This is a genomic window from Paenarthrobacter sp. NPDC018779 (assembly GCF_044391085.1).
Lineage (GTDB): Bacteria > Actinomycetota > Actinomycetes > Actinomycetales > Micrococcaceae > Arthrobacter.
In genome coordinates this window covers 34497-58033 of the sequence record NZ_JBIRZS010000024.1, presented here as the reverse complement: position 1 = coordinate 58033, position 23537 = coordinate 34497, and the positions used below count along the sequence as shown (strand labels likewise).

The window sequence follows — 23537 nt, the reverse complement described above, 5'->3', positions numbered from 1 at the left end:
ACGGTCGTAAGGACCCGTGGCCCTACAAACTGTCGGCGCCCGGCGGTAGTGTGCATGGTACGCAGGGTACGCGGTGGGGACTGTCGGGATGTTGTAGCGAGGGATGCGGGTGTCGGCGGAATTGCTAAACAGGAATGGGGGAGGCGCAGCGAAGGCTGCGGCTCCCGATCTTGTTGGCGGACCATCGGACCGGCAAACCTGGTCCCTCCTGGCACGCAGCCAGGATCTCGCAAGGGCCAACAAGCATCTCGAATCATCAGATTCCTATGGCGTTGTCCTGACCGGTGACCGCGGAATCGGCAAGTCCGGGCTGGCAAGGGCGGTGGTGTCCTCCCTGGGGCCGAAGGTCCACAGCCTGCAATTGCGCAACACACTGGCCAGCGGCCAGACCCCTTATGGCTGCCTCGGTTTTCTCCTTGCCAGGCTGCCCTCGGAGGCCGTGAGCTCACCGACGGGCATCCTCCATGCCGTCACGTCCCTGATCCGGGCCGAAGCCGGAGGACGCCAGACCGTTTTCATCGTGGACAACGCGGGTGGAATGGACCCGATGAGCACGGGCGTGCTGCTCAACCTCATGGCCACGGGCACCGCGAAGGTGATCGCCACAGTCCAGCGCGCCAGCGACCTCCCCGCGGATTTCCACCGACTGGTCCTCGAAGGCCAATTGGGTGAAGTGCACCTGAACGCCCTGTCCGAAGAGCAGACCAAACAGGTGCTGGGCTCGGTCCTGGGCCACTACGTTTCGTCGACCCTGGTGGGTTCGCTGCACTCCGCCGTGGGTGGGAACCCGATGCTCCTGCATGCGCTGTTGGATGAGCAGCGGCATTCGGGCAACCTGGTGCTCAACGATTCGGTGTGGACCCTACGTGACCGCATCAAGCTCGAAGGCGCCACGGTGGTGGAGGATTTCGTCCGCTCCCGGCTGGCCCGCGAATCCCAAGCCAGCCGGACCGTCGTCGAAATCCTTGCCTGCGCGCGGCGGGCGACGCTTATGGACCTGGTGGCGATCTTCAGCACCGAAGTCCTGGTGGAGATGGAGGAATCCGGCCTCCTATCGGTAGACCGCTCCGGCGAGCACTGGGTTTCGCTCCGGGATCCTTATCTGGGCGAGGTTGTCCGGGGGTGGCTGAGCACCAGGCGCCGCCGGGAACTGCGCCTCATGCTTTTGGGGCCCAAGGAGCCCGAGCTCCATGGCCTGGCGCCCCAGGACTTGCTCAGCTATGCGGCCTGGATGCACGAGTGCGAGGACGAGCCCTCGCCGTCGGCGTCGCATGCCCTCGCGGCCGGACGCGCTGCCCTGGATGAGTACGATCCCAACTTCGCCATCCAGTGCACCGTGTCCCTCGATCCCAAGGATCCCGAATGGGTGGCCGGCCAGCGGCTTAAGGCGGCCTCCTACCTCATGCTGGACCTCCCGCTCCACGCCGCCCAGGCGCTGGATGAGGTTTCCGAGGCCCACCTGGCCGTCCTGGGACCCATGGACTTTGCCGAGATCACGGCAGCGAAATGCCAGGCCATGACGTGGATCGACGGCCGTTCAGCCATGGTGCCGGGAGTGATCCAAGAGGCCCGCGAATCACTCGCCGCGATGGCGGCCACTGGAACCCACCCGGACAACGACCTCTCACGGGCGCGCAACCGCCTCAACCTCTGCAATTACGAGTACCAGACGTACATGGGCGAGTACGCGGACATTGTTGAGGCCTTGGAACTGGAGCAGGCCCAGGAACCGGGTGAGGACAGTGAGCACTGGTTGAGGTGCGGTTTCTTCCTGGTGGAGGCCCGCTGCATGCTGGGGCGCGAACTGGAAGCCCAGCAGTTGGCGCGCACCATGTCCAAGCATTTGCGGATGGCCGGTACGACGCCCTCCCTGGAGGAAGCCTTCGCCCGGCACACCTTCCTGGTGCTGTTGCTGTCCGGACAGTGGCGCAAATGCATCGAGTTGATGCGCCGGGCCCCGTCCAAGCCCTCGCGCCTGCAGTTCCGGGGTGCCGTAACGGAGTTGGGTTTTGGGCTGGCGTACGCCTATGCCGGCAAACCGTCTTGTGCGATTGAACCCCTGCGTTCGGCCGCGGCGCAGCTGGAACTGCGGCCCGCCATGAACCTCGTGAAAGTGGCCTATGCCGCCACCGCCTTCGCCTACGCCCAGCTGGGGAACGCCTTGGAGGCGGGCCGCTACCTGGACCTGTACCGGACGTGCCGGGGCACGGGAATGTACTTCTCCGAATCGGTGGCGGAATTCTGCGCCGAGATGGCCGGCCGCTGGATGGGCGATCCCGAGGTGAAGCAACGGCTGCTGGCGAAGGTCCAGTTGGATGTGGCCAAGCAACGGTTCACCACCGCGGGCATTTGCCTTTTTGGTGCCACGGTGGAAGGCACGGACGCCGAGTACCGCTTCCTGGAAGACATCGCGGCCAGCCGTCAGGGCCCGCTGGCGAAGATCTCCGGTGACTTGGCCCGCGGCTCGCTGACGCGCAGCTCACGCTCCCTCCTGGCGGCTGCTGACGCCGCCGCGGCCCTGGACCTGCTGGTGGTCGAGGCCCGGTGCGTGGCGATGGCCCTGGATTTTGCCCGCGACGCCGGTGAGACCACCACGGCACGGACAGCCCAGCTCAGGCTTGAACGACTCGAACAATCAGTATCGGCCCTGCCGATCCAACCTCGCAGCGATGCGCCCGTCCTGACCGAGAGGGAACGGCAAATCGCCAAACTTGCTGGAAAGGGTGTCAGCAACCGTGAAATCGCCATGGATATTGGGGTGTCTGTGCGGACCGTGGAAGGCCACCTCTACCAAGTTTTTACCAAGCTGGGTGTCTCCTCGCGGGGCGAGCTCAATGGACTGCTGTAGCGGCGGGACACGCCGTCCCACGGTGAGCGCTGCCCATGCAGGCTGAGCACCTTGTAGGCCGGGAAGCCGAACTGGACCTGGCAACGGAAATATTGAGGCAGGAGGGCGCTGGAGCCGTCCTGCTCCTTGCGGACCCTGGAATTGGCAAGACCGCCATGGCAGCGGAGATTGCTTCCCGGCTGGCCGACGAAATGGTGGTGATGCGGGTCCACGGAAGCCCCGCCCTGTCCGCGGTTCCCTTTGGCGTCCTGTCTCCGTACCTCCTGGATCTGCCGGTGGACCAGGCAACCTCGCCGGTGGCGATCCTGCGCGAGTTCTGGTCGCAATTCGAGAAACGCCGGGGCAGCGCCGGTGCCCGCCTCCTGCTGGTGGTGGACGACGCGCACGACCTCGACGAAGGCAGCACCCAAATCCTGGCCGAACTCGTCACGGCCGGCTGGGCCCGGCTCGTCGCCACCAGCCGGCCGCGGCCCGGCCTGCCCGCAGCGCTGCTCCAGCTCTGGTACGACGGGCTGGCCGAAAGGCTGGAACTGCACCCGCTGGAGAAGGAAACGGTCACGGAACTGGCCGAAAAGACCCTGGGTGGCACAGTGATGGCCAGCACCGTGGACGTGCTGCATTCAGTATCCGAAGGCAATCCCTTGCTGTTGCGTTCCCTCCTGGAGGATTCGAGGGCGGACGGCAACCTGGTACGCCGCAACGGTGTGTGGTTCCTGACCCGCGCGCTGACGGGCAATGGAGAAGGCCTCGCCGAGGTGGTCCGTAACAAGGTCCTCCGGACCAGTGAGGCCGAGCGGGAGGCGATGTACGTCATTGCGTTGGCCGAACCTGTCCCTGCCGCCGTGTTGGACTCGCTGGTGGGCAGGGACACCGTCCGCTCCTTGATGGACAGCCGGTTGGTCCTCACCACGAACGGGGCGGGCAGCCCGCTGAAGATGTGGCACCCCATGTACGGGGAGGCCTTGCGCCAGATCGTTTCGCCGGCCCGCAGCCTGCAGATCCGCCAGAGCATGGTGCAGCACTTGCTGACCGAGCCGGCCACCGCGGAGGGGCTGCTCCGCATGGTGAGCTGGGCACTGGACTGCGGGGCCGACGTCGACGATGAACAGCTGCTGCAGGCAGCGTTCCTGGCCGCGAAACTGCTGCAGAACCCCTTGGCCATGGCCGCGGCGGAGCGCGTCAGGTCAGAGGCGCTGCGGCCCCGCGCCCGCGCCGTGATGGCGATGGTCAACTACAACGACGGCGACTACCGCAGTACCATCCGGCTGTTGGAGGAAGGTGCCGGGTTCCTGGACGCGGACCCGTCCGGGCCCTTGGGTGCCGGACTCCTGTGGGCGGCGGCCCGTTCGGCTGTGGGGGACAGCTCCGGGGAAATCGTTGCGGATGTGCGCGCCTCAGCGGAGGCCGTTGCCGGGCAGCACCCGGCGGACCAGGAATTGGTCAACGGAATCCAGCGGCATGCGTTTGCCCTGGAATTGGCTGCCTTGGCACACGATGGCCGGTATGCGGAACTGAGGGAAGGCCTGGACGCTTTTGAGTCCGGGTTGGAACAGGACCAGCCGGACATCGTCATGAGCCAACTGTTCCTGCTGGCCATGCGGTGCGAGCTGCTGATGGTGGAAGGCCAGCCCGTCCAGGCCCTGGACAAGGGCCGGGACGCGTTGGTGCTGCTGGACGAGCACAAGGACGATCTCCTCTACCTCAGCGACTTCATCCTGGTCCGCTACGCCTTGGCAGCCCTCGAGTCGGGGGACTGGGCCGCTGCGGAGACGGCACTGAACCGCTATGCTGCCAGCTCGGCCTTGGGGCTCATCACCTTCGGCGGCGACATCCAGACCCTCAAAGGCCTGTCGCTGCTGCGCCAGGGCCGGTTGGAACAGGCTGGGCTGGTGTTGACGCCCGCTGTGGAAGCCCTGAAAGTCAAAGACCCGCAGCGGCTTCGCAGGCTTGGCAACGCGTTGGCGTTCTACGCCGCGGCGCGCTCGGGGAACACGGACTTGGCCCGGCGGCTGGGCAGGGAACAAAGCGCCGCCGCGGCCGGCGGAGCCTACGTTGAAGCCATGGCCCAACTCTTCATGCTCGCCGGCAAGGAACACCTGGACAAAGGCTCTGCGCTGGAGAAGCTGCGCACCATCGCCGGGGAATCGACTCTCCACCACCTCCCGGGGGTCCTGCTCCAAAACCTGGTGCTCCGCGCTGAACTGGGGGACCTGGAAGCCATGGAAGCCATCCAGGACACAGCCTCCACCATGGGAGGCTCGTGGGCCAACGGCTGGGAGTCGCTGGCATCGGCCCAGATGGGCGGAGCGGGCGACGGATTCGTGAACGCCGGGAACCTCCTTGCCGCTGCAGGAATGCCCGGTCCTGCCGCCGTGGCCTTCGACAGGGCAGCGAACGCGTTCGACGCCGAGGGCAAGCGTCCTGAGGCCAGGCAAGCCGCTGTGCTGCGCGACGTCAGCGAATCCAACCTGGGCGACGCCTTGGTCCATGACCCCCACACTGAAACGGACCGCTCCGTACCACTGACCCGCAGGGAGCAGGACATCGTGGCGCTCGCCGTCTCAGGGCTGACGGACCGGCAAATCGCCGAGAAGCTGATGGTTTCCGTCCGCACCGTGGAGGGCCACCTCTACCGCAGTTACGCGAAGCTTGGTATTCGGCGTCGTGAGGATTTGGGAGCTGCTGTCAGGAGCTGACGGCAAGCGCCCTGAGTACCGCCGAAACAGCCCTGCGTACCACTTGCCCGCGGGTTGCTGCGGAATTTAACCATTCAATGGAGTAACGCCTGCCTGTGCGGTGCCGGAACCAAGTAGTGCGCTCCCGAACGACTGAGTACAAGAGAGTACCGACGTCGGAATTCCCGGCAACTAATCGAGTACCAACTACTGGTGTTCTGCTTTTCGCCGCACGGTTAACTGTTCTCAGGAAGCACGGTTAGCCCCAAGCATCGCCGGACTTCCCACCGCAACACCCGCATCGGTGGTCTCGTTGAGCCGATGCTCCGGCCGTCGCAAGACGGTCCGGCCCTGGACGAAGCCGGCGGCGACAGAGTCTTCTGAGACCGAGACTCTCCCCCCAGCCGTCGCCGGCTTCTAGGCCAGGGATCCGCATTCGCGGAACACAAACCCCTCCCGGACCAAGGGACTGCTGCTATTGGAGTGCGCATGCTGCCGGATCCCTGGCTGGACGAAGACACCGTCTCAGTCGGGCTGAGGCCACCAGCATTCCCGGACCGGAAGAAGCTGCTTGAGCTGATCCTCGCAGCCGTACCTTCACCGTCCACCAACGGCATTGTGGTGGTGGGGGACCGGGGCTCCGGAAAGAGCCATTTGTTGCTCTCCATCCAAGCCGGCCTTCCCAAGTCCATGGATGTCCGCACCTTCGCCGGAAGGCCTGAGCTTGAGGCCATCCGGTTCGGGGCCCTGACCGGCGGCGAAGACTCACCGGAGGAACATGCCGTCCTGCCCGGGCTGCAGGTGCTCAGGGCACTGACCCGCACCCTGGGGCCGGCCGATTACCTGTACACGCCGTCGGCGGTGCGCCGTCGCACCAAAAAGCACGCGACGCCGTTGCGAAGAGCGCCGCTGGTACTGCTGGTGGACGATATCCACTACATCGACCCGGCTTCCCTGGCGGTCCTGCTGCAATTGATTCCCGGGTTCGGTGCCACGCTGGTGGCGACGGCGGACAGCCGGCGTCCCCTGCCCCAGGATCTTTACGAGTTGTGGGAGGACGGGTTCCTGGAGCAGTATTTCCTGCCACCCTTTACCTTCAATGAGGCCCACGCCCTGTGCCAGGAGGTGTTGGGAGGCAACGTCCAACGCCGCGCGAGCAGCCTCCTGGCCGTCATGAGTGGCTTCAACGTGGGCCTCCTGTGCCTGGCAGTGGAAGACGCCCGCCAGGCGGGCCTGCTGGTCCTCCGGGATGGCTACTGGACGCTCGACGCCAGGGCCCACTGCTACTGGCCGCGGGTGGTTGAGCACATCACGGCGGAGAACGCCCACCGTCCCGAGGAGGAACGCCAGGCATTGGAGCTCATTGCCTTGGGCGAACCCGTGGCCCTGGATACGGTTGAGCGCAGCTTCGGCCAACGTACGGTGGAACGTCTCCTCTCAGCCCACTACATCAGGTTGCTTCCGGGGCGGCCGCCCCTGCTCCGGACGAGCTCCTGGCTGCGGGGCGAGGGGACGCGGCTGTCCGTTCCCCGGTCGCGGAGCACTGCATTGCGGCGCGGCGTCGAGGGACCTGCGGTGACCCGGGAGTCCGCGCCCGCCATGCTTCGCTGGATGACGTGGACCCTGGACTCGGGCCTGAGCCTGTCCGATGAACTGCTCCTCTCCGCCGCTCCGGCCGCCGACCGGCCCTCTACGGCGAACCTGGCCTTGCGCGCGGCCGACGCCATCAAGGAACCCGCCCATCTCCAGGAGGCCCGGCTGCTCCGCGCCCGCGCGCTGATCGCCGAGGGACAGCTCACGGAAGCAACACCTGAGCTGTGGGAGTTGGCCGCCACAGGATCGCAAGCGGACGTCAGGCACGAGGCTACCCACCGGCTCATGGCGCTGAGCCTGCTCGGAGCGGCCGCGGAACCTGACGGAGGACGCGGGGGCAGGCCCGTGGACCAGGCCGGGTTTGTCATGCGGACCATTGAGGAGGCCGGGCGGCTCCTGCTGGCAGGCGCGGCACCGCAGGCCTTGGCTGAATCGTCTGCTGCAATGGCCGCCATCGACCAGGACCCTGCCTTGGAGGTCTTCCGGCCCGGGGTCCTGCTGCGCCACATCGTCTGCCTGCGCCACAATCTGGCGTGGGCACCCGCGGATGCGTTGCTGAACTGCCCGGGCTCGTATGCGATGCCCGCCCATATGGCCCTCTGCCTTGAAGTGGCCCGCGGATACGCCCAGCTCAGCCAAGGCCTGCCGCGCGCAGCCCGGCTGACGCTGCAACCGGCCGTCGCGGAACTGCCCGACGCCGGCCTCCCGCCGGTCCTGGCGTTCGCAGCGGCGATGCTGGCCTACTGTGAGGCGCTGTGCGGAGATCCTGTCCAGGCGGAGGAGCGCATTGCCCAAAGCCAGGCTGCCCTGCTGCAAACACCTTCCGGGTTCTTTGGCCCGCTCAGCGAACTGTTTGCGGCAGCTGCCCGGGATGCCGTTTCGCGCGGGTGGCATGCTGAAGGCGGTAGGCTGTTCGCCCTTGCCGGAGAATTCCATGGGCGGAGCCCTTTGCTCGAAGCCGAGGCGCTCTCCCTCCTGACGCTCAACGCGAGCAGTACCGCCGTCGACGATCTGGTGCTGCAGCGCCGCCTCGCAGAACTGGGTGCCGCTGTCCAGGGACCGGCGGGGGTGGCCCTGCAGACCTTCGCGTTGTCCTTGCTGGACCATGACCCGAAGACGCTTGAGTCCGCCGGAAGGAGCCTGTCCGCGGACCGCCAGTTCGCGCATGCAGCCGTGTGCTACGCACGCGCGGCGAACGGTTACGAAGCCCGGACCCGCAGTGCTGCGAGCCGGCGGGCCTCGGTGATGATGGAGCGTTTGCGCCGCGCCTTCGAAAGTGAGGCAGTTCCGCCGCTGGGATGGCTTCCGGGGACGGCCGGCCGCTGACGTGCCCGAACGCACATTCCCGCCGGCCTGTGCCGTGGGATAATTGAGTGTCCCTGAAGGCTTTCCAAGGAGCGCCCCTTGACCGTCGTATCAACCCCCGCCTCGCTGAAGCATTCCGTGCACGCCATGGACAACGCCGAGGTTCTGCGGATCCGGAACGACTTCCCCGTCCTGGACCAGTTGGTCAACGGCAAGCCGCTGGTGTACCTGGATTCCGGTGCCACATCGCAGAACCCGCTCAGTGTCATCGAAGCCGAGCAGGAGTTCTACGAACAACGCAACGCAGCCGTGCACCGCGGCGCGCATTACCTTGCCGTCGAGGCAACGGAGGCTTTTGAGGACGCCCGCCAGACGGTGGCCGATTTCATCGGTGCCCGGTATGAGGAAACGGTGTGGACCTCCAACGCCACGGAGGGCCTGAACCTGGTCAGCTACGCCCTGTCCAACGCTGCGCTGTGGTCCGCGCAGGGCCGGGGCGGTTCGGCGTTGAAGGACCTCGCCTTTGGGCCTGGCGACGAGATCGTGGTGACCGAGATGGAGCACCATGCCAACCTCATCCCCTGGCAGGAGCTCGCGTTCCGTACCGGGGCCACCTTGAAGTTCATCCCAATCACGGACGACGGCGCGCTCCGGCTCGATGCCGCGGCGGAGATCGTGGGGGAGCGCACGCGCTTGCTCGCTTTCACGCATGCGTCCAACGTCCTGGGAACGATCAACCCGGTGCGGGAACTGGTGGCCCTGGCCCGCCGCGTGGGCGCGCTGGTGGTGCTCGATGCCTGCCAGTCGGTGCCCCACATGCCCATCGACGTCAAGGAATTGGACGTCGATTTCGCCGTCTTCTCCGGCCACAAGATGCTTGCGCCCACGGGTGTTGGCGTGCTCTACGGGAAGCAGGAACTCCTGGACGTCCTGCCGCCGTTCCTGACAGGTGGTTCCATGATCACCACGGTCACCATGGAACGCGCCGAGTACCTGCCTGCTCCGCAACGCTTCGAAGCCGGAACGCAAAGGATTTCCCAGGCGGTGGCGCTCGCCGCGGCGGTGAACTACTTGAGCGAAACCGGGATCGACCGTATCCATGCCTGGGAATCCCAGCTGGGCCAGCGGCTGGTGAAGGGCTTGGAAGCCATTGACGGCATCCGCGTGGTGGGGCCCGCCTCCGGTTCCGAGCGGATTGGCCTGGCCGCGTTCGACGTCGCCGGGGTGCACGCGCACGACGTCGGGCAGTTCCTTGACGATCGCGGCATCGCCGTCCGCGTGGGCCACCATTGCGCCCAGCCGCTGCACCGCAGGTTGGGACTCACCGCCACCACGCGCGCCAGCACCTACCTCTACAACACCACGGACGATGTCGACGCTTTCCTGGACGCTGTGTCCGGGGTGCGGGCATACTTCCAGGCCTGACGGCCTTCCATCCACACTTCCACGAACAGGCAACCACCACCATGAGTCTCGACCAGTTGTACCAGCAGATCATCCTGGACCATTCCAAGCAGCGGCACGGCAGTGGCCTCGCCGGCACCGCAGCACCCGAGGGGGCCGCCACGGGCCAGTCCCACCAGCTCAACCCGGTGTGCGGCGACGAAGTGACGCTGCGCCTGGCCGTGGCGGATGGCACCGTCAAGCAGGTCAGCTGGGATGGGGCCGGTTGCTCCATTTCCATGGCCTCGGCCTCGGTGCTCAGCGAGATGGCCGAGGGCATGTCCATCGACGAACTCCACGCCGTGATCGATAACTTCCGCGAGGTGCTCCGGTCCCGTGGGAAAGTCCAGGCCGATCCGGAGATCCTCGGCGATGCTGCGGCGTTCGAGGGCGTGGCCCGCTACGCCGCCCGGGTCAAGTGCGCCATGATTTCCTGGGTGGCTGCCGAGGACGCGCTCAACCAGGCCACCGCCTAGCCAAGCTACCGCGCCGGCAGCCCGGCGTCAGCCGCGGGCGAAGACGTCAGGCACGCCGTCGCCGTCGTCGTCCCGTTGCTCCTCTGCCGCTACCTGGCGGTACCGGCGGTTGCGGGCCCTCAGCACGACGGCGGCAAGCAGCGCCGAGATCAGGGAACCGGCCAGGATGGCCACCTTGGCGTGGTCGTTGTGGGCCGACCCTGCGCCGAAGCTCAGTTCGCCGATGAGAAGCGAGACCGTGAAGCCAATGCCCGCAAGGAGGGCCAGTCCGAAGAGGTCGATCCAGGCGATGCTGGAATCCAGGCGGGCACGGGTGGTCTTGGTAACCAGGAACGTGGTGCCGAAGACACCCACGGCTTTGCCCACCACCAAGGCCGTCACCACGCCCAGCGCCACCGGATCCCTGAGGGCTGCCACCATCCCGTCAACGCCACCCAGGGCGACGCCGGCCGAGAAGAACGCGAACACCGGGACCGCGAAACCTGCGGAGAACGGGCGCAGCCGGTGTTCGAACTGTTCCGCGAGCCCTTCGGCAGGTTCGCCTTTCCGGCCGCTCGCGAAGACGGGAACCGCGAAGCCCAGGAGCACTCCGGCCACGGTGGCGTGGATCCCTGACGCGTGGACCAAGGCCCACGTCGCCAGGGCAAGGGGGAGGAGCAGGTACCAACTCCGTATGCGCTTCTGCACGAGGAAAGTGAACAGGGCAAGCGGGACCAGGGCCGCGAGGAGCATGAGGGGCTGCAGGCCGGTGGAGTAGAAGAAGGCGATGATGCCGATCGCGATGAGGTCGTCCACCACGGCGAGGGTCAGGAGGAAGGTCCTGAGCGCTGCAGGCAGGTGGGTGTTGATCACGGCGAGCACGGCCAGGGCGAAGGCGATGTCCGTAGCGGTGGGGATGGCCCAGCCTTTGAGGGTTTCTTCGGCCGATTCGAGGTTGAAGAGAACGTAGATCAGGGCGGGGACAATGACGCCGCCCACGGCTGCGGCCACGGGAACAACAGCCTTGGCCGGCTTGCGGAGTTCACCGGCTACGAACTCGCGCTTGAGTTCCAGCCCGGCCAGGAAGAAGAAGACGGCGAGCAGGCCATCGGAAGCCCAATGGCCAAGACTGAGGTCAAGATGCCAGGGCTCATAACCGATTTTGAGGTCCCGCAAAGCGAAGTAGCCGTCCGCGGCGGGAGAGTTGGCCCAGACCAGGGCGATGACCGTTGCGGCCAGCAGCAGTGCGCCACCGACTGTTTCAGTCCGCAGGATCGCGAGGATGCGGCGGTACTCGGGGTAGCTGGAACGGGTGAAGATTCTGTTGGTGCTCGGCGGCTTGGCCACAGGGGCTCCTTCAGCTGGTTCGGGGTATCACAATGACTCCGCCGACCAGACTTCCCGGCACACCAATATCCATCCTACCCAAGTAGGGGACAGCTCTTGCTCCAATGAGGCGTCAGTGGAGCAAGAGCTGTCCCCCAGTTGGGCGAGGGTTACGCGAAAAGGCCTGCGACGCCGATAATCGCCGTCGCGAGTCCCAGCACCATGGAAATGGTCACCAGGACCACGTGCACGGTCAGGAACTTGGTGGCCTTGCCCGAGGCATCGCGGGCGCGCGGATCCTTCATGACGCGCTTGAGGAACTGCGGCCAAACCACCAGGGACCATACGCCCGCCACGATCAGGATGATCGCGAGGATGGCAGGAAGCTGCACCTTAGTGGCTTTCGAGCCAGGCCTGGGCCTGCTGGGACTGGATGTTCAAGGCCTTGCCAACCATCGGTTCCGCGGCGTCAGCGATCTTGCCACCGAGGAACGGAACAGAGGAGGTCACGTTGCCTTCGAGTTCGATGCGGGTGTTGCCGCCTTCGGCGATCAGGCGCTGCACGGCCGAAACGTCCAGGGGAGCGCCGGAGACCTTCAGGGCAATGGTGCTGGCGCGCGAACCGTCGGCAGCAGGAGCGTCCCACTTCTCGGTCTGGGTGACGGTGAGGCTCTCACCGACGAACTTGCGGGCGATGTCCGGCAGGCGCGTGGTGGGCAGCGTACGGACGGTGGTGGTGGTGAACGCGCCGGCGGTGTCACCGTCGATCGTGAACGATTCCAGGGAGCCGCCCACCAGTTCGCTCGTGTGGCGCAGGAAGTCTTCGTCAACGAAAACAGCAGCTACGCGGTCAACGCTGTGCGGCAGGGTGGTGGATGCACTCAGGGCCATGGGTCCTCCGTGGATTGGTGGTGTTGAAGCTCTTTTAGCTCCCCAACATCCTACGGGGTGTCGGTAGACACTCCTGAACCCGCTTCTTTGCCCGCTGTTTCCTGGAGTGTGATAGCCGCCGCCGAGATGTTCCGCGCCATCGACGGAAAAATGAACCCGTGGAACGGGTAGACGCCCAGCCAATACAGCCTTCCCGCCAGTCCCCGCGGGAAGAAAATGGCGCGCTGCTTGTAGAGGCTCCCGCCGCCGTCGGGCTCAACCGCCAACTCCAGCCAGGCGCGTCCCGGGGCCCTCATCTCCGCCCGCAAGCGGAGCAGGTGGCCGCGTTCGATCGCCTCCACCCGCCACCAGTCCACCACTTCGCCGCTGCCCAGCGTCTTGGGGTGGCGGCGTCCGCGGAGCAACCCGGCACCGCCCTGGAGCTTGTCCAGCCAGCCACGGACCCGCCAGGCCAGGGGGAGGGAGTACCAGCCGTTCTTGCCGCCGATGCCTTCAATGATGGTCCACACGTGTTCCGGCTTTGCTTCGCTGTGGAAGCTCCGTTCATCCAGGTAGACCTTGTAACCGGCCCAGTCGGGGTCGCTGGGCAAAGGATCGGCATCGATGCCGGCGTTGGCCCACGTGGTTTCCACCTGGCCGTCGCGTTCCTTGCCCAGCGCCAAGGCGACGGCGCGGCGGTACGGCGTCAGGCCGCCGTCGGGTTGGGGAATGTAGCGGTCGACGTCGTGCTCCCGCGACACAGCATCGTGCTGCAGTGACTGCACCAACGGGAAGGACATGGACAAGGGAATGGGCGTCACCAGGGCAACCCACAGCCCGGCGAGCTTCGGTGCCGGGACGGGGAGGGCGATCACGAGCCGCCGGGGAAGGCCACGCTCAAGGGCATACTCGTTCATCATGTCCTTGTACTTGAGGACATCCCGGGAGCCGATATCGAACGTCTGGTTGAGCTTGTCCGGAAGCGTCGCCGCGGCTACCAGGTAGTGCAGGACGTCCCTCACGGCAATGGCCTCGATCCGGTTCTTGACCCAGCTCGGTGCAGGCATCACCGGCAAGGTATCCGCCAAGTGCCGGATCATCTCGAACGACGCCGAGCCGGAGCCGATCACCACCCCGGCTTGGAACACGATGGAATCCACGCCGGACTCCAGGAACACCCGGCCGACCTTCTCGCGGGACCGCATATGCGTGGACAGCAGCTCGTTGTCCGGATGCAGCCCACCGAGGTAGACGATCCTGTCCACCCCCGCCGCCTTGGCTGCCTCCGCAACCAGCTGCGCCATGGCTTCCTCCTTGGCTTCGAACCCACTGCCGGAGGCCATGGAGTGCACCAGGTAGTAGAGCACCTCCACGCCCGCCAGGGCCTCTTCCACGCCGGCAGCATCGTCCAGCGAGTCCTGCACGATCTCAACCTGATCGTGCCACGGGACATCCTTGATCTTCTGCGGCGAACGGACCAGCACTTTGACGCGATGTCCGGCCTCAAGGAGCCGGGGGACCAGCCGTCCGCCTATGTAGCCGGTAGCGCCGGTGACAAGGACGGTCCGGCTGTGGGTGGGAACGGAAGGCTGCAAAGGGAGCTCCTGGGGCTGGAGGGAGGGGTAGGCTGGAATAACCCGGCGTTCATTCGAATTTCCGGGCATTTGTGTTGCCTGCCCTTGGATCCACCCTAGGAGTTTCAGCCATGAGCCTCAACGGTCTGCGCCGCGCACTCGCGGAAGACAAGAGTTTTGCGCGCGTCCGCACCGAGGCCGGGCGGCCCTTCGACTCCCGGAGCACGGATTACCAGATCAGTGCTCCCACCGGCATGCGTTCGGTGCTCCTCGCCGAGATGGCCGACGCCCTGGCCAACGAAGGCTCCGCGGGCCCGGTGGTCCTCGCGGTCACGGCTACAGGCCGGGAAGCCGAGGACCTCACCGCAGCGCTCGCCTCCTACCTTCCGGCCGAATCCGTGGCGGCATTCCCCAGCTGGGAAACCCTTCCGCACGAGCGGCTCTCGCCGCGCTCGGACACCGTTGGCCGCCGACTCTCCGTCCTGCGGCGGCTGGCGCACCCGGAAAGCTCGACGGCGGCCCCCCTGCGCGTGGTGGTGGCCCCGGTCCGCGCCGTGGTCCAGCCCATCGTGGCCGGCCTTGGCGATTTGGTGCCGGTGACGTTGAAGGTTGGCGAAGAGCGGTCCTTCACCGAGGTGGTCCGGGCCTTGTCCGACGCCGCCTACGCCCGTGTGGACATGGTGACGCACCGTGGCGAGTTCGCCGTGCGCGGTGGCATCCTGGACGTCTTCCCGCCCACCGAGGACCACCCGGTCCGCGTGGAGTTCTTCGGCGATGAAGTGGACCAGATGCGCTGGTTCGCCGTCGCCGACCAGCGCTCGCTGTCCGCCCCTGGAATCCACCACCCCACGGAACTGCATGCCCCGCCGTGCCGGGAAATCCTCATCACGCCCTCGGTCATGTCCCGGGCGGCCAAGCTGAAGGCGGATATGCCTGCCGCGGCGGACATGTTGGAGAAGATCGCCGGCGGCATCGCCGTGGAAGGCATGGAGTCCTTGGCCCCGGTCCTGGTGGACGCCATGGTTCCGTTCGTGGACCAACTCCCCGCCGGCTCGCTTGCCGTGGTGATCGAACCCGAGAAGGTCCGGACCCGCGCGCACGATCTCGCCGCCACCAACGAAGAGTTCCTTGAGGCTGCCTGGTCAACGGCGTCCGACGGCGGTGCCGCGCCGCTTGATCTGTTGAGCCGCGCATCCACCGACCTGCATGCGGCCAGTTTCCGTTCGCTCACCGATACCCGCTCCTCGGCGCTGGAGAACAAGGTGTCTTGGTGGTCCATCACCTCGCTGGCCACGGACGAGGACCTGGTGTTGGACATCGATGTCCTGAACCTCCATGCCCGCGAACCCCGCGGCTACCAGGGCGAAGTGGCCGAAATGCTCGACTTCATTGGCTCCCGCGTCAGGGACCAATGGCGGGTGGTGGTGGTAACGGACGGCCCTGGCCCTGCGCAGCGATTGGTTGAGCTCTTCCATGACGCAGATATTCCGTGTGCCCGGGTTGACTCCCTGGATGACGAGCCGCAACCCGGCATCATCGAGGTGACCTGTGCCGCCGTCGGGCGTGGCTTTGTGCTCGATGGCCTGAAGATGGGCCTCCTGACCGAAGCGGACCTGCTGGGCCGCGCTTCGGCGAGCTCCACCAAGGACATGCGGCGCATGCCGTCCAAGCGGCGCAACGCCGTGGACCCTCTGCAGCTGCATGCCGGGGACTTCGTGGTCCACGAGCAGCACGGCATCGGCAAGTTCGTGGAACTGATCCAACGCAAGGTGGTGGGAACATCCGCGTCCGACTCAGGTCTGCGCGAGTACCTGGTGCTGGAGTACGCCCCGTCCAAGCGTGGCGCCCCCGGGGACCGCTTGTTCGTTCCCACGGACCAGCTGGACCAGGTGACCCGCTACGTTGGCGGTGACACCCCCGCGCTGAGCAAGATGGGCGGGGCCGACTGGGCCAGCACCAAGTCCAAGGCCCGCAAGGCCGTCAAGGAGATTGCGGGCGAACTCATCCGCCTGTACTCGGCCCGCATGGCCTCGCGGGGGCACGCCTTCGCCCCGGATACCCCGTGGCAACGCGAGCTCGAGGAGGCCTTCCCGTACGTGGAGACCCCTGACCAGTTGACCACCATCAACGAGGTCAAGGCGGACATGGAGCGCGAGATCCCCATGGACCGGCTGGTGTCCGGCGACGTGGGCTACGGCAAGACCGAAATCGCCGTCCGCGCCGCGTTCAAGGCTGTCCAGGACGGCAAGCAGGTGGCGGTCCTGGTGCCCACCACGCTCCTCGCACAGCAGCACTATGAGACCTTTACCGAGCGGTTCTCCGGCTTCCCTCTGCGCGTCAAGCCACTGTCCCGGTTCCAGTCCAGCAAGGAAGCCAAGGAGACCGCAGAGGGCGTCAAGAGCGGCGCCGTCGATGTGGTGATAGGTACCCACCGGCTGCTGTCCAAGGATTTCGAGTTCAAGGACCTCGGCCTGGTGATCGTGGACGAGGAACAGCGCTTCGGCGTGGAGCACAAGGAAGCGCTCAAGAAGATGCGTACCAACGTGGACGTGCTTGCCATGAGTGCTACCCCCATCCCGCGAACCTTGGAAATGTCCCTCACGGGCATCCGTGAAACCTCCACACTGGCCACGCCGCCGGAAGAACGCCACCCCGTGCTGACCTACGTGGGACCGTTCACCAACAAGCAGACCTCGGCTGCCATCCGCCGCGAACTCATGCGCGAAGGCCAGGTGTTCTTCGTGCACAACCGGGTGTCCTCGATTGAACGGATTGCCGCGCAGATCCGTGAGCTGGTCCCCGAAGCCAGGGTGGAGGTGGCGCACGGGCAGATGTCCGAGAGCCGCCTGGAAAAGATCATCGTGGACTTCTGGGAGAAGAGGTTCGACGTGCTGGTGTGTACCACCATCATCGAGACCGGCCTGGACATCTCCAACGCCAACACGCTCATTGTGGACGGTGCCGACAAGTACGGCCTCTCGCAGCTCCACCAGCTCCGTGGCCGCGTGGGACGTGGACGTGAACGTGCGTACGCCTACTTCCTGTACCCCTCGGAAAAGCCGCTGGGCGAGGTGGCCCTGGAACGCCTCAAAGCCGTGGCCGCGCACAACGAACTCGGCGCCGGCATGCAGCTGGCCATGAAGGACCTCGAAATCCGCGGCGCCGGCAACCTCCTGGGCGGCGAGCAATCCGGCCACATCCAAGGCGTCGGCTTCGATCTCTACATCCGCCTGGTGGGGGAGGCGGTGGCCGAGTACCGCGGCGAGGCCGAGGAGAAGGCCGCCGAGATGAAGATCGAGCTGCCCGTCAACGCGCACCTGCCGCACGACTACGTTCCGGGAGAGCGCTTGCGGCTGGAGGCCTACCGGAAACTGGCCGCAGCCATCACCAACGAGGCCATCGACGAGGTCCTGGCCGAACTCGTGGACCGCTACGGTGAGCCGCCGCTCCCGGTCAAGAACCTTATAGCCGTGGCCCGCTTCCGGGTGGGTGCCCGCGAAGCCGGCCTGTCCGACGTCGCGCTCCAAGGAAACTTCATCCGCTTCTCGCCGGCGCAACTGCCCGAATCAAAAACCATGCGCCTCAACCGCATGTACCCGGGTTCGCAGGTCAAGCCGGCGCTGGACGCCGTGCTCATCCCGAAGCCGAAGACCGCCCGGATCGGCGGCCGGGACCTGCAGGATGCTGAGATCCTTGACTGGGCAAACAACGTGATCGAAGCAATCTTCACCGATGTACCCGTAAAGGCTGGCTAAACGAATGATGGGAGGACACCACGCCGCGTCGGGAGCCGCGGCGTGGATTGCCATTGCCTCGACCGGCCCCTACGCGTTGGGCTGGTACCCGCTGGATTCCACCGGCATCCTGATCGGCGCCATGGCGACGGCGGGCACCGCGCTGGTGTGCGACTGGGACCACCGGCACAGCACCATCGCCAATTCGCTGCCACCGCTGTCAAACGCGATCGCCGTTGGCATTGAGAAGGCCAGCGGCGGCCACCGGCAGGGCACGCATTCGCTGCTGGGAGCCTCGGCGTTCGTCGTGCTGGCGGCCATGGCTGCGCAATTCCAGATGGTCACGCCCGTCGGGAGGCTGTCCGTGGGCGCGGGGCTGCTGTGCATGTTCATGATCAACCTCGCGGCGAAAGCGCTGAACCTGTTTCCCAAGTCCGGCTGGATTACCAACTGGCTCTTCGCGCTGGTGATGGCGGGGCTGGTGACCTGGTTCGCGCCGGCCCAGTGGGGTTGGCTGCCACTGTCCATGCTGACCGGTGTGGTGGTCCACATAGTGGGGGACATGATTACCGTGGGCGGTGTGCCGTTGCTCTGGCCGATCGTCATCAAGCCGCCCAAGTTCCTGCGGAAGTCGGCCATCAGCGGGATCTGGCGTCCCAACGGAGCCTTTTCCCTGCCGCTGCTGGGCCGGGCGGGATCACGCCGCGAATGGCTGGTCCTGATCCCGGTCAGCGGCTACGCCATGGTGGGCATGGGAGCCGCCGCATGGGGACTGGCCCAACAGCACTGGCCAGCGGTCCTGGCGGCGTTGGCGCTCTAACCCCGCACTTAAACAAGGAAGGGGCACCCGCTGGGGTGCCCCTTCCTTGTTGCTTAAGACCTAGTTCTCGCCTGCCGAGTCCGAGCGGCCGAGGACGGTCTGCGGAATCCAGAACGCCAGGGCGAAGAGGCCCAGGCAGACGGCCATCGGCCACGGGTTGTCCAGCGTCAGGAAGGACAGGGAGTAGATGGCGCCAAGGAAGAGGACGATCATCACCACGAACAGCACGATGCTCGTGCCGAGGTTGTTCTCGTTTTCAATCGGGGCAGTGTTCTTGGACAATTCATTCCTCCTCGGCCCCGCAGGGCTCAAATCCGTGGCGGCGGCCGGAAGCCTCAGTAGTCGGATGAACCCTGTTCACCCTTGACGATGGCAATTCCGGAACTCGCTCCGATACGTGTTGCACCAGCAGCAATCATAGCCTGTGCATCGGCGAGGGACCGCACTCCGCCCGAGGCCTTGACACCCAGTTCGGGGCCGACCGTCTTGCGCATGAGGGCTACGTCTTCCGCTGTTGCGCCGCCTCCGTTGAAACCGGTAGAGGTCTTGACGAAGTCGGCCCCCGCTTCCACCGCCGCTTCACAAGCGATGACCTTCTGCTCGTCGCTCAGGAGCGCGGTTTCGATGATGACCTTCAAGATGGCCTCGCCCGTGTGCACAGCCTCGGCCACGGCGGTGATGTCCTCCACCAGCGCGCCCTTGTCATTGGCGCGGGCCGAGGCGATGTTGATCACCATGTCGATCTCATCCGCGCCATCCAGTACAGCGCCCCGGGCCTCGAACGCCTTGACGTCGCTGGGCGTGGCGCCGAGCGGGAATCCCACCACCGCGCAGGTCAGGACGCCGGAACCCTTCAGGGCGTTTTTGACGGTCTTGACCCAGATCGGGTTGACGCAAACGGACTTGAATTTGTACTCGGCTGCCTCGGCGCACACCTTGAGGATGTCGGCCTCGCTGGCCTCGGGTTTCAACAGGGTGTGGTCGATGTACGAGGCGATGCCGGCTTGGTTGCTCATGGAATCCTTCCGTGCCGGGCGTGGCCGGCCCGGTGGCCGCAGGGTTGTCACTGCCCGTCAAAGGACCATCTTGCCACACCCGCCACCTGCACCGGCGGGAGGTTGTCAGGCGGCTGCTTGGACTTCTGCCGTGGCAATGGCAGCGCCGCCACGAGCGGCAGACAGCAACCCTGAAGCGCACAGCATGGCCGAGGATTCCGCGGACAGGAGGAGCCCCAACCGCAACCCGTCGCACGACGCTGCGTCGCCGATCGCCCAGATGCCCGGCACCGACGTCGCCAGGTCGCGTCCGACGGCAATACCGCCGTCGCGCGCCAATTCCAGGCCCGCGCTGGCGGCGAGTTCGGTGCGCGCGGTGCGCTCCTCCGCCAGGACCACCAGGTCACCGTTCATGCTGCTGCCATCCTCGAAGAGGATGCCGGTGGCCGGCAGCGGGGAACCGGTCAGGGAAGGTACGACGGCGGTCGGCCGCAACGTGGTGCGCACGGGACGGACACCCCTGGCCCGGAGCACGGCTTCAGCCTGCCCGGCAGCGGGTCCGGTTCCCACCAGGATGCCCAGCGGACGGCGGCCAACAACCCGGGTGACGTCCTTGACGGCTTCGCCGATGGGGCCGGCGTCGTCGATGGTGGAGTAGTTCAAGCCACAGTAGGCGCCGGTAACCGGGGGCAAGGACGGTGCCGAGCCGGTGGCGATCACGAGCTGGTCATAGGCGAAATCCATGCCGTCAACGGTGGTGACAACCTTGGCTTCGGCATCAATGTAGCTTGCAGCCTGGCCGAAACGGACCGAGACCTTGGGCAGTTCGGCGAGTTCCAGCAGGGAGTCGGAGCACTCGTCGCGGTTGCTGAGGACCGTGATGGTGCCCTCGAAGGTGCGGTACCCCTGGGGGCGTGGGCCACCCTTGTCTGCGAGCCTCCGCACCAAAGCCTGGGCGGCCGGACCTGCGCCGGCGATGACGATGTGGAGGGAAGGTGAGGACATGGTGGGCCCTTTCGCTGAATGACCTGTTCGGTGCTTGTGGGATCAGCCTAGGGTGGGGGTTTTTCGCGGGTGTTTCACCCCTGTTGCCATCTTTGGTGGTTCCGTAGCGTGGTGTTTACCGGGCGGTAATAACGTAGGTCACATTCGCGGCGTTCGCTGTGGGGCATTCGGGATGTGGGCCTGTGGATAGCACCACCTAGATAATCTTGCGCTCCACCTAATTTCGGGTTCTTACCACCTAATTTCCCTTGTTTTGGTCTAGGGAGAGACTTTTTTGCCACCTAATCGATTTTTCGTGTGCTCACAATGACCCCGGCTGCGTGACCACTTTCGGTCACGACCATTCCGGTTGTTATTCCAGGAGCGCTTGTGACGTCCGTTGACACTTCGTCGGGGTTGAATCCCTCCGGTGGGTTCACTTTGCCTGAAGTTGATTCCCTTGATGATGCGGTAAAGTCGCTGCGGCAGCTGGCCGGCGATTACCTGACCGACTTTTGCAACACCGCGGGGATTTGGCGGAACCTTTCGGTTCATTACAGGTCCGAAGAATCAGCCGCCGTTTTGACAGCGTTTGACCATCTGACGCCCACCGCGCAGCGTGTAAACAGCACCGCAACTTCCACCGCGGCGGCTCTGGAGACCTTTTCGTCCACGTGCCGGGACTTGAAACAGCGGCTCGAAGCCTACGGCAGGGCCGTGCACGACTTGGACGCGGACATTTTCGCATTCCCGAGCAGCATCGAGGTCACCCATCGCGTCAAAGACGACGAGATAACCACCACGGTCACCCAGCACTGGAGCGGGGACGCTGACCTGCACGCCCGGCGCGAGCGGCTCGCCTCCGATATCAAGGCCATCCACGACGACTACCTGAATGCGCAAAACACCTGCGCACAAGCACTTGCAGTCATCTCCGGCGGTCCCGTCTACGCGGCCTCGGCGCCTATTGGGCCGGACCTGAAATTCGGGAACTGGGTGGACACGCTCCTCTGGGACGCCGGAACGTACACCGGCATCAACCGCCCCCAAGACGAACAACCCTGGGGCAACCAAACCATTCCCTACCGGCCCAACGGCGGGCTGGGGCTTCTCCAAGGGATCGGCGCAGCGTTTATCGAAACCGTGGACGGCGTCTGGTCCCTGAGCGGAAGCCTGAATCCGATCAAACGCGACCTGGCCTGGGGCGGAATCAACACCACCATCGGCGCCGCTGGAACCTTGGCGGGAGCCAGCATTCCGTGGCGGGACGAAGAGACCAGGAAACGCGAAGAGCCCAAGGTCAAGGAAGCCCTGGACCTCTTCACGTCCATAGGCCCGGCCTTCATCCACCTCGAAGAAAACGAGACCACCGCGTCGTGGGCGGCGGGGGCATCCATATTCAACGTCTCCAGCCTCTTCCTCGGCGCCGGAGCAGGCGCAGGAGTCAAGGCCTCCAAAATCGTCTCCTCAGCAGGGATGGCCGCAGGACGACTCTCCCTCGCGACGATGGACAGCGCCAAATACGCGACGTTCGCAGCCAAGCTCGCCGCCAGTTCCCACTTGCTCCTGAAAACCGCGGACTTCCTCGAGAAACCCGGTTCCTTGGCCCTGAAAGTGTCTGACCTGCTCATGCCGAAGACCACGGCGAAAGTCCAGGACGCCCTCACCAAGGCCCGCGTTGGAACCTGGAACCTCGTCACCAATGCTCGCGCCGGCGCCACAGAGGCTGTGTCGGCGGCCAAGAATGCGACAGCAAAGGGACTTTCCGTGTTGGCCGAAGGCCTGCGCGCCGCGGATGCTTCACTGCCAAAAGCCGTTTTCCCTACTCCGGGCGGAGCTCTCACCCGGACTGGCCACACCCACCATGCCTCCAATTGGTTGGAAAACCAGGCCTCGGCCATCCGGAAGAACAACCCATCTCCGTACGTTCCACCCCACGGGACCAGTCCGGGACATCCAGCCGAGCCGTCGGTACTCCCTGACCACTTCGTCGTTCCGGACAGAATCGAGAACACCATCATCCTGAAGCACGGTGATGGACTTTTCCCGGTCAGCCGCAGGGAAAACTTCGCGGCACGAACCAATCTGAAGCCATTCACCGAGTATGTCATCGAGCACCGCAGCCTGATGAAGGACTCCCAGGGGATCGTCACGAAGCCCACCCTGGAAAAGTTCTACACCGACGCCACTGGCACAGTCAGGGTCGTCGACACTTATGGCGGCGTCAGAGGGGCGTGGTCCCTTGAGCTGAACAAGCCTCTGCCGAACGTTGCCTACAACGTGGTGGTGGAAGTGGATGGTGGACTGCAGAACACGTTCACTCTTGTCATGGACCGGAACGCTGAGCTCGCCTCGGCCAAAGGCCACATCGTGTCGACACTCGTCGGAGACAGTAACCGCAACGGTTACCAGCAGCGCAAGGCCGGCCGCATCGGAGGCCCCGGCTACGACGGGGGCCATGCAGCCCCCTCAGGTTTGGGCTTCATCGGCGAAGGTGCTGGCATCTTTCCCCAACACATGTGGCAAAACCGCGGTGTGGGCATACCCAACGACATACAAAACTTCCACGAGGTTGAGATGGATGTGATCAACAAGGTCAAGCGTCAACTGTCCGCAGGAGAACCAGTCGACCTCACGTGGGAAATGCGGATGATTCCGGGGACTAGGTCGGGGGTCCCCAGTAAGGTGGAATTGGAATTTCGATTCGGGCAAGGTCGGCCTACGTTCAAGACATTTAAGAATTAGTTCGGGAGCTGGTTGAAAATGACTGTTTACGACTTAGCGGACGATGCATGGATTGTCGACGGACTGACTAGATTGCGGGAAGAGGCCTTCGGAGACGTTGGTTTCGCACGAGGCATGAAGAAGGCACGAGCGACCCTTGTGCATCACGTCTCGGGAACGTCCTGGCACGG

General features: G+C 65.3%; 15 protein-coding genes. 8 read left to right on the top strand and 7 right to left on the bottom strand.

The window, feature by feature from the left end:
• The first annotated feature begins 103 nt into the window (after positions 1-103).
• The 5 genes from ACH488_RS19045 to sufU all read left to right on the top strand — a co-directional run bounded on the left by ACH488_RS19045 (position 104) and on the right by sufU (position 10340).
• Entirely contained in the window at positions 104-2848 is a 2745-nt protein-coding gene (locus ACH488_RS19045) for a LuxR C-terminal-related transcriptional regulator (protein WP_397326118.1), read from the top strand.
• Positions 2849-2883: 35 nt separating this feature from the next.
• Positions 2884-5544 (top strand): AAA family ATPase, encoded by a 2661-nt coding sequence (locus ACH488_RS19040; protein WP_397326117.1) that lies wholly within the window; start codon positions 2884-2886, stop codon positions 5542-5544.
• Between the two features lie 468 nt (positions 5545-6012).
• Entirely contained in the window at positions 6013-8442 is a 2430-nt protein-coding gene (locus ACH488_RS19035; RefSeq protein WP_397326116.1) for an AAA family ATPase, read from the top strand.
• Positions 8443-8520: 78 nt separating this feature from the next.
• Positions 8521-9846 carry a cysteine desulfurase gene (locus ACH488_RS19030; RefSeq protein WP_397326115.1) on the top strand — a complete coding sequence of 442 codons (1326 nt, stop codon included), beginning with the start codon at positions 8521-8523 and terminating at the stop codon, positions 9844-9846.
• 41 nt (positions 9847-9887) lie between these two features.
• Positions 9888-10340, top strand: a complete 453-nt coding sequence (gene sufU / locus ACH488_RS19025) for a Fe-S cluster assembly sulfur transfer protein SufU (protein WP_397326114.1) — start codon at positions 9888-9890, stop codon at positions 10338-10340.
• A gap of 27 nt (positions 10341-10367) precedes the next feature.
• Here sufU and nhaA read toward each other — a convergent pair whose 3' ends face one another.
• The 4 genes from nhaA to ACH488_RS19005 form a co-directional block, all read right to left on the bottom strand.
• Complete coding sequence (nhaA, locus tag ACH488_RS19020) at positions 10368-11666, bottom strand: Na+/H+ antiporter NhaA (RefSeq protein ID WP_397326113.1); 1299 nt, start codon at positions 11664-11666, stop codon at positions 10368-10370.
• Between the two features lie 149 nt (positions 11667-11815).
• Positions 11816-12037 carry an SCO4848 family membrane protein gene (locus ACH488_RS19015; RefSeq protein WP_397326112.1) on the bottom strand — a complete coding sequence of 74 codons (222 nt, stop codon included), beginning with the start codon at positions 12035-12037 and terminating at the stop codon, positions 11816-11818.
• 1 nt (position 12038) lies between these two features.
• Positions 12039-12536 carry a DUF2505 domain-containing protein gene (locus ACH488_RS19010; RefSeq protein WP_397326111.1) on the bottom strand — a complete coding sequence of 166 codons (498 nt, stop codon included), beginning with the start codon at positions 12534-12536 and terminating at the stop codon, positions 12039-12041.
• A gap of 50 nt (positions 12537-12586) precedes the next feature.
• Positions 12587-14179, bottom strand: coding sequence for an SDR family oxidoreductase (locus ACH488_RS19005; protein ID WP_397326110.1), 1593 nt, complete (start codon positions 14177-14179; stop codon positions 12587-12589).
• Between the two features lie 41 nt (positions 14180-14220).
• On the opposite strand from ACH488_RS19005, the gene mfd reads away from it, so the two are divergent.
• Together mfd and ACH488_RS18995 are read left to right on the top strand one after the other, a co-directional pair.
• Positions 14221-17844, top strand: a complete 3624-nt coding sequence (gene mfd / locus ACH488_RS19000) for a transcription-repair coupling factor (protein WP_397326109.1) — start codon at positions 14221-14223, stop codon at positions 17842-17844.
• Between the two features lie 4 nt (positions 17845-17848).
• Complete coding sequence (locus ACH488_RS18995; protein WP_397326108.1) at positions 17849-18643, top strand: metal-dependent hydrolase; 795 nt, start codon at positions 17849-17851, stop codon at positions 18641-18643.
• A 60-nt stretch (positions 18644-18703) separates the two neighbouring features.
• Here ACH488_RS18995 and ACH488_RS18990 read toward each other — a convergent pair whose 3' ends face one another.
• The 3 genes from ACH488_RS18990 to ACH488_RS18980 all read right to left on the bottom strand — a co-directional run bounded on the left by ACH488_RS18990 (position 18704) and on the right by ACH488_RS18980 (position 20643).
• Positions 18704-18925: a hypothetical protein gene (locus ACH488_RS18990; RefSeq protein WP_387433475.1), complete on the bottom strand. Its 222-nt coding sequence runs from the start codon at positions 18923-18925 to the stop codon at positions 18704-18706.
• Between the two features lie 53 nt (positions 18926-18978).
• Positions 18979-19659: a deoxyribose-phosphate aldolase gene (gene deoC, locus ACH488_RS18985; RefSeq protein ID WP_397326106.1), complete on the bottom strand. Its 681-nt coding sequence runs from the start codon at positions 19657-19659 to the stop codon at positions 18979-18981.
• A gap of 105 nt (positions 19660-19764) precedes the next feature.
• A complete protein-coding gene (locus ACH488_RS18980; RefSeq protein WP_397326105.1) occupies positions 19765-20643 on the bottom strand; it encodes an FAD-dependent oxidoreductase in 879 nt (292 codons plus the stop codon).
• A 696-nt stretch (positions 20644-21339) separates the two neighbouring features.
• Here ACH488_RS18980 and ACH488_RS18975 point away from each other — a divergent pair.
• A complete protein-coding gene (locus ACH488_RS18975) occupies positions 21340-23367 on the top strand; it encodes a hypothetical protein (RefSeq protein WP_397326104.1) in 2028 nt (675 codons plus the stop codon).
• Positions 23368-23537 lie beyond the last annotated feature (170 nt).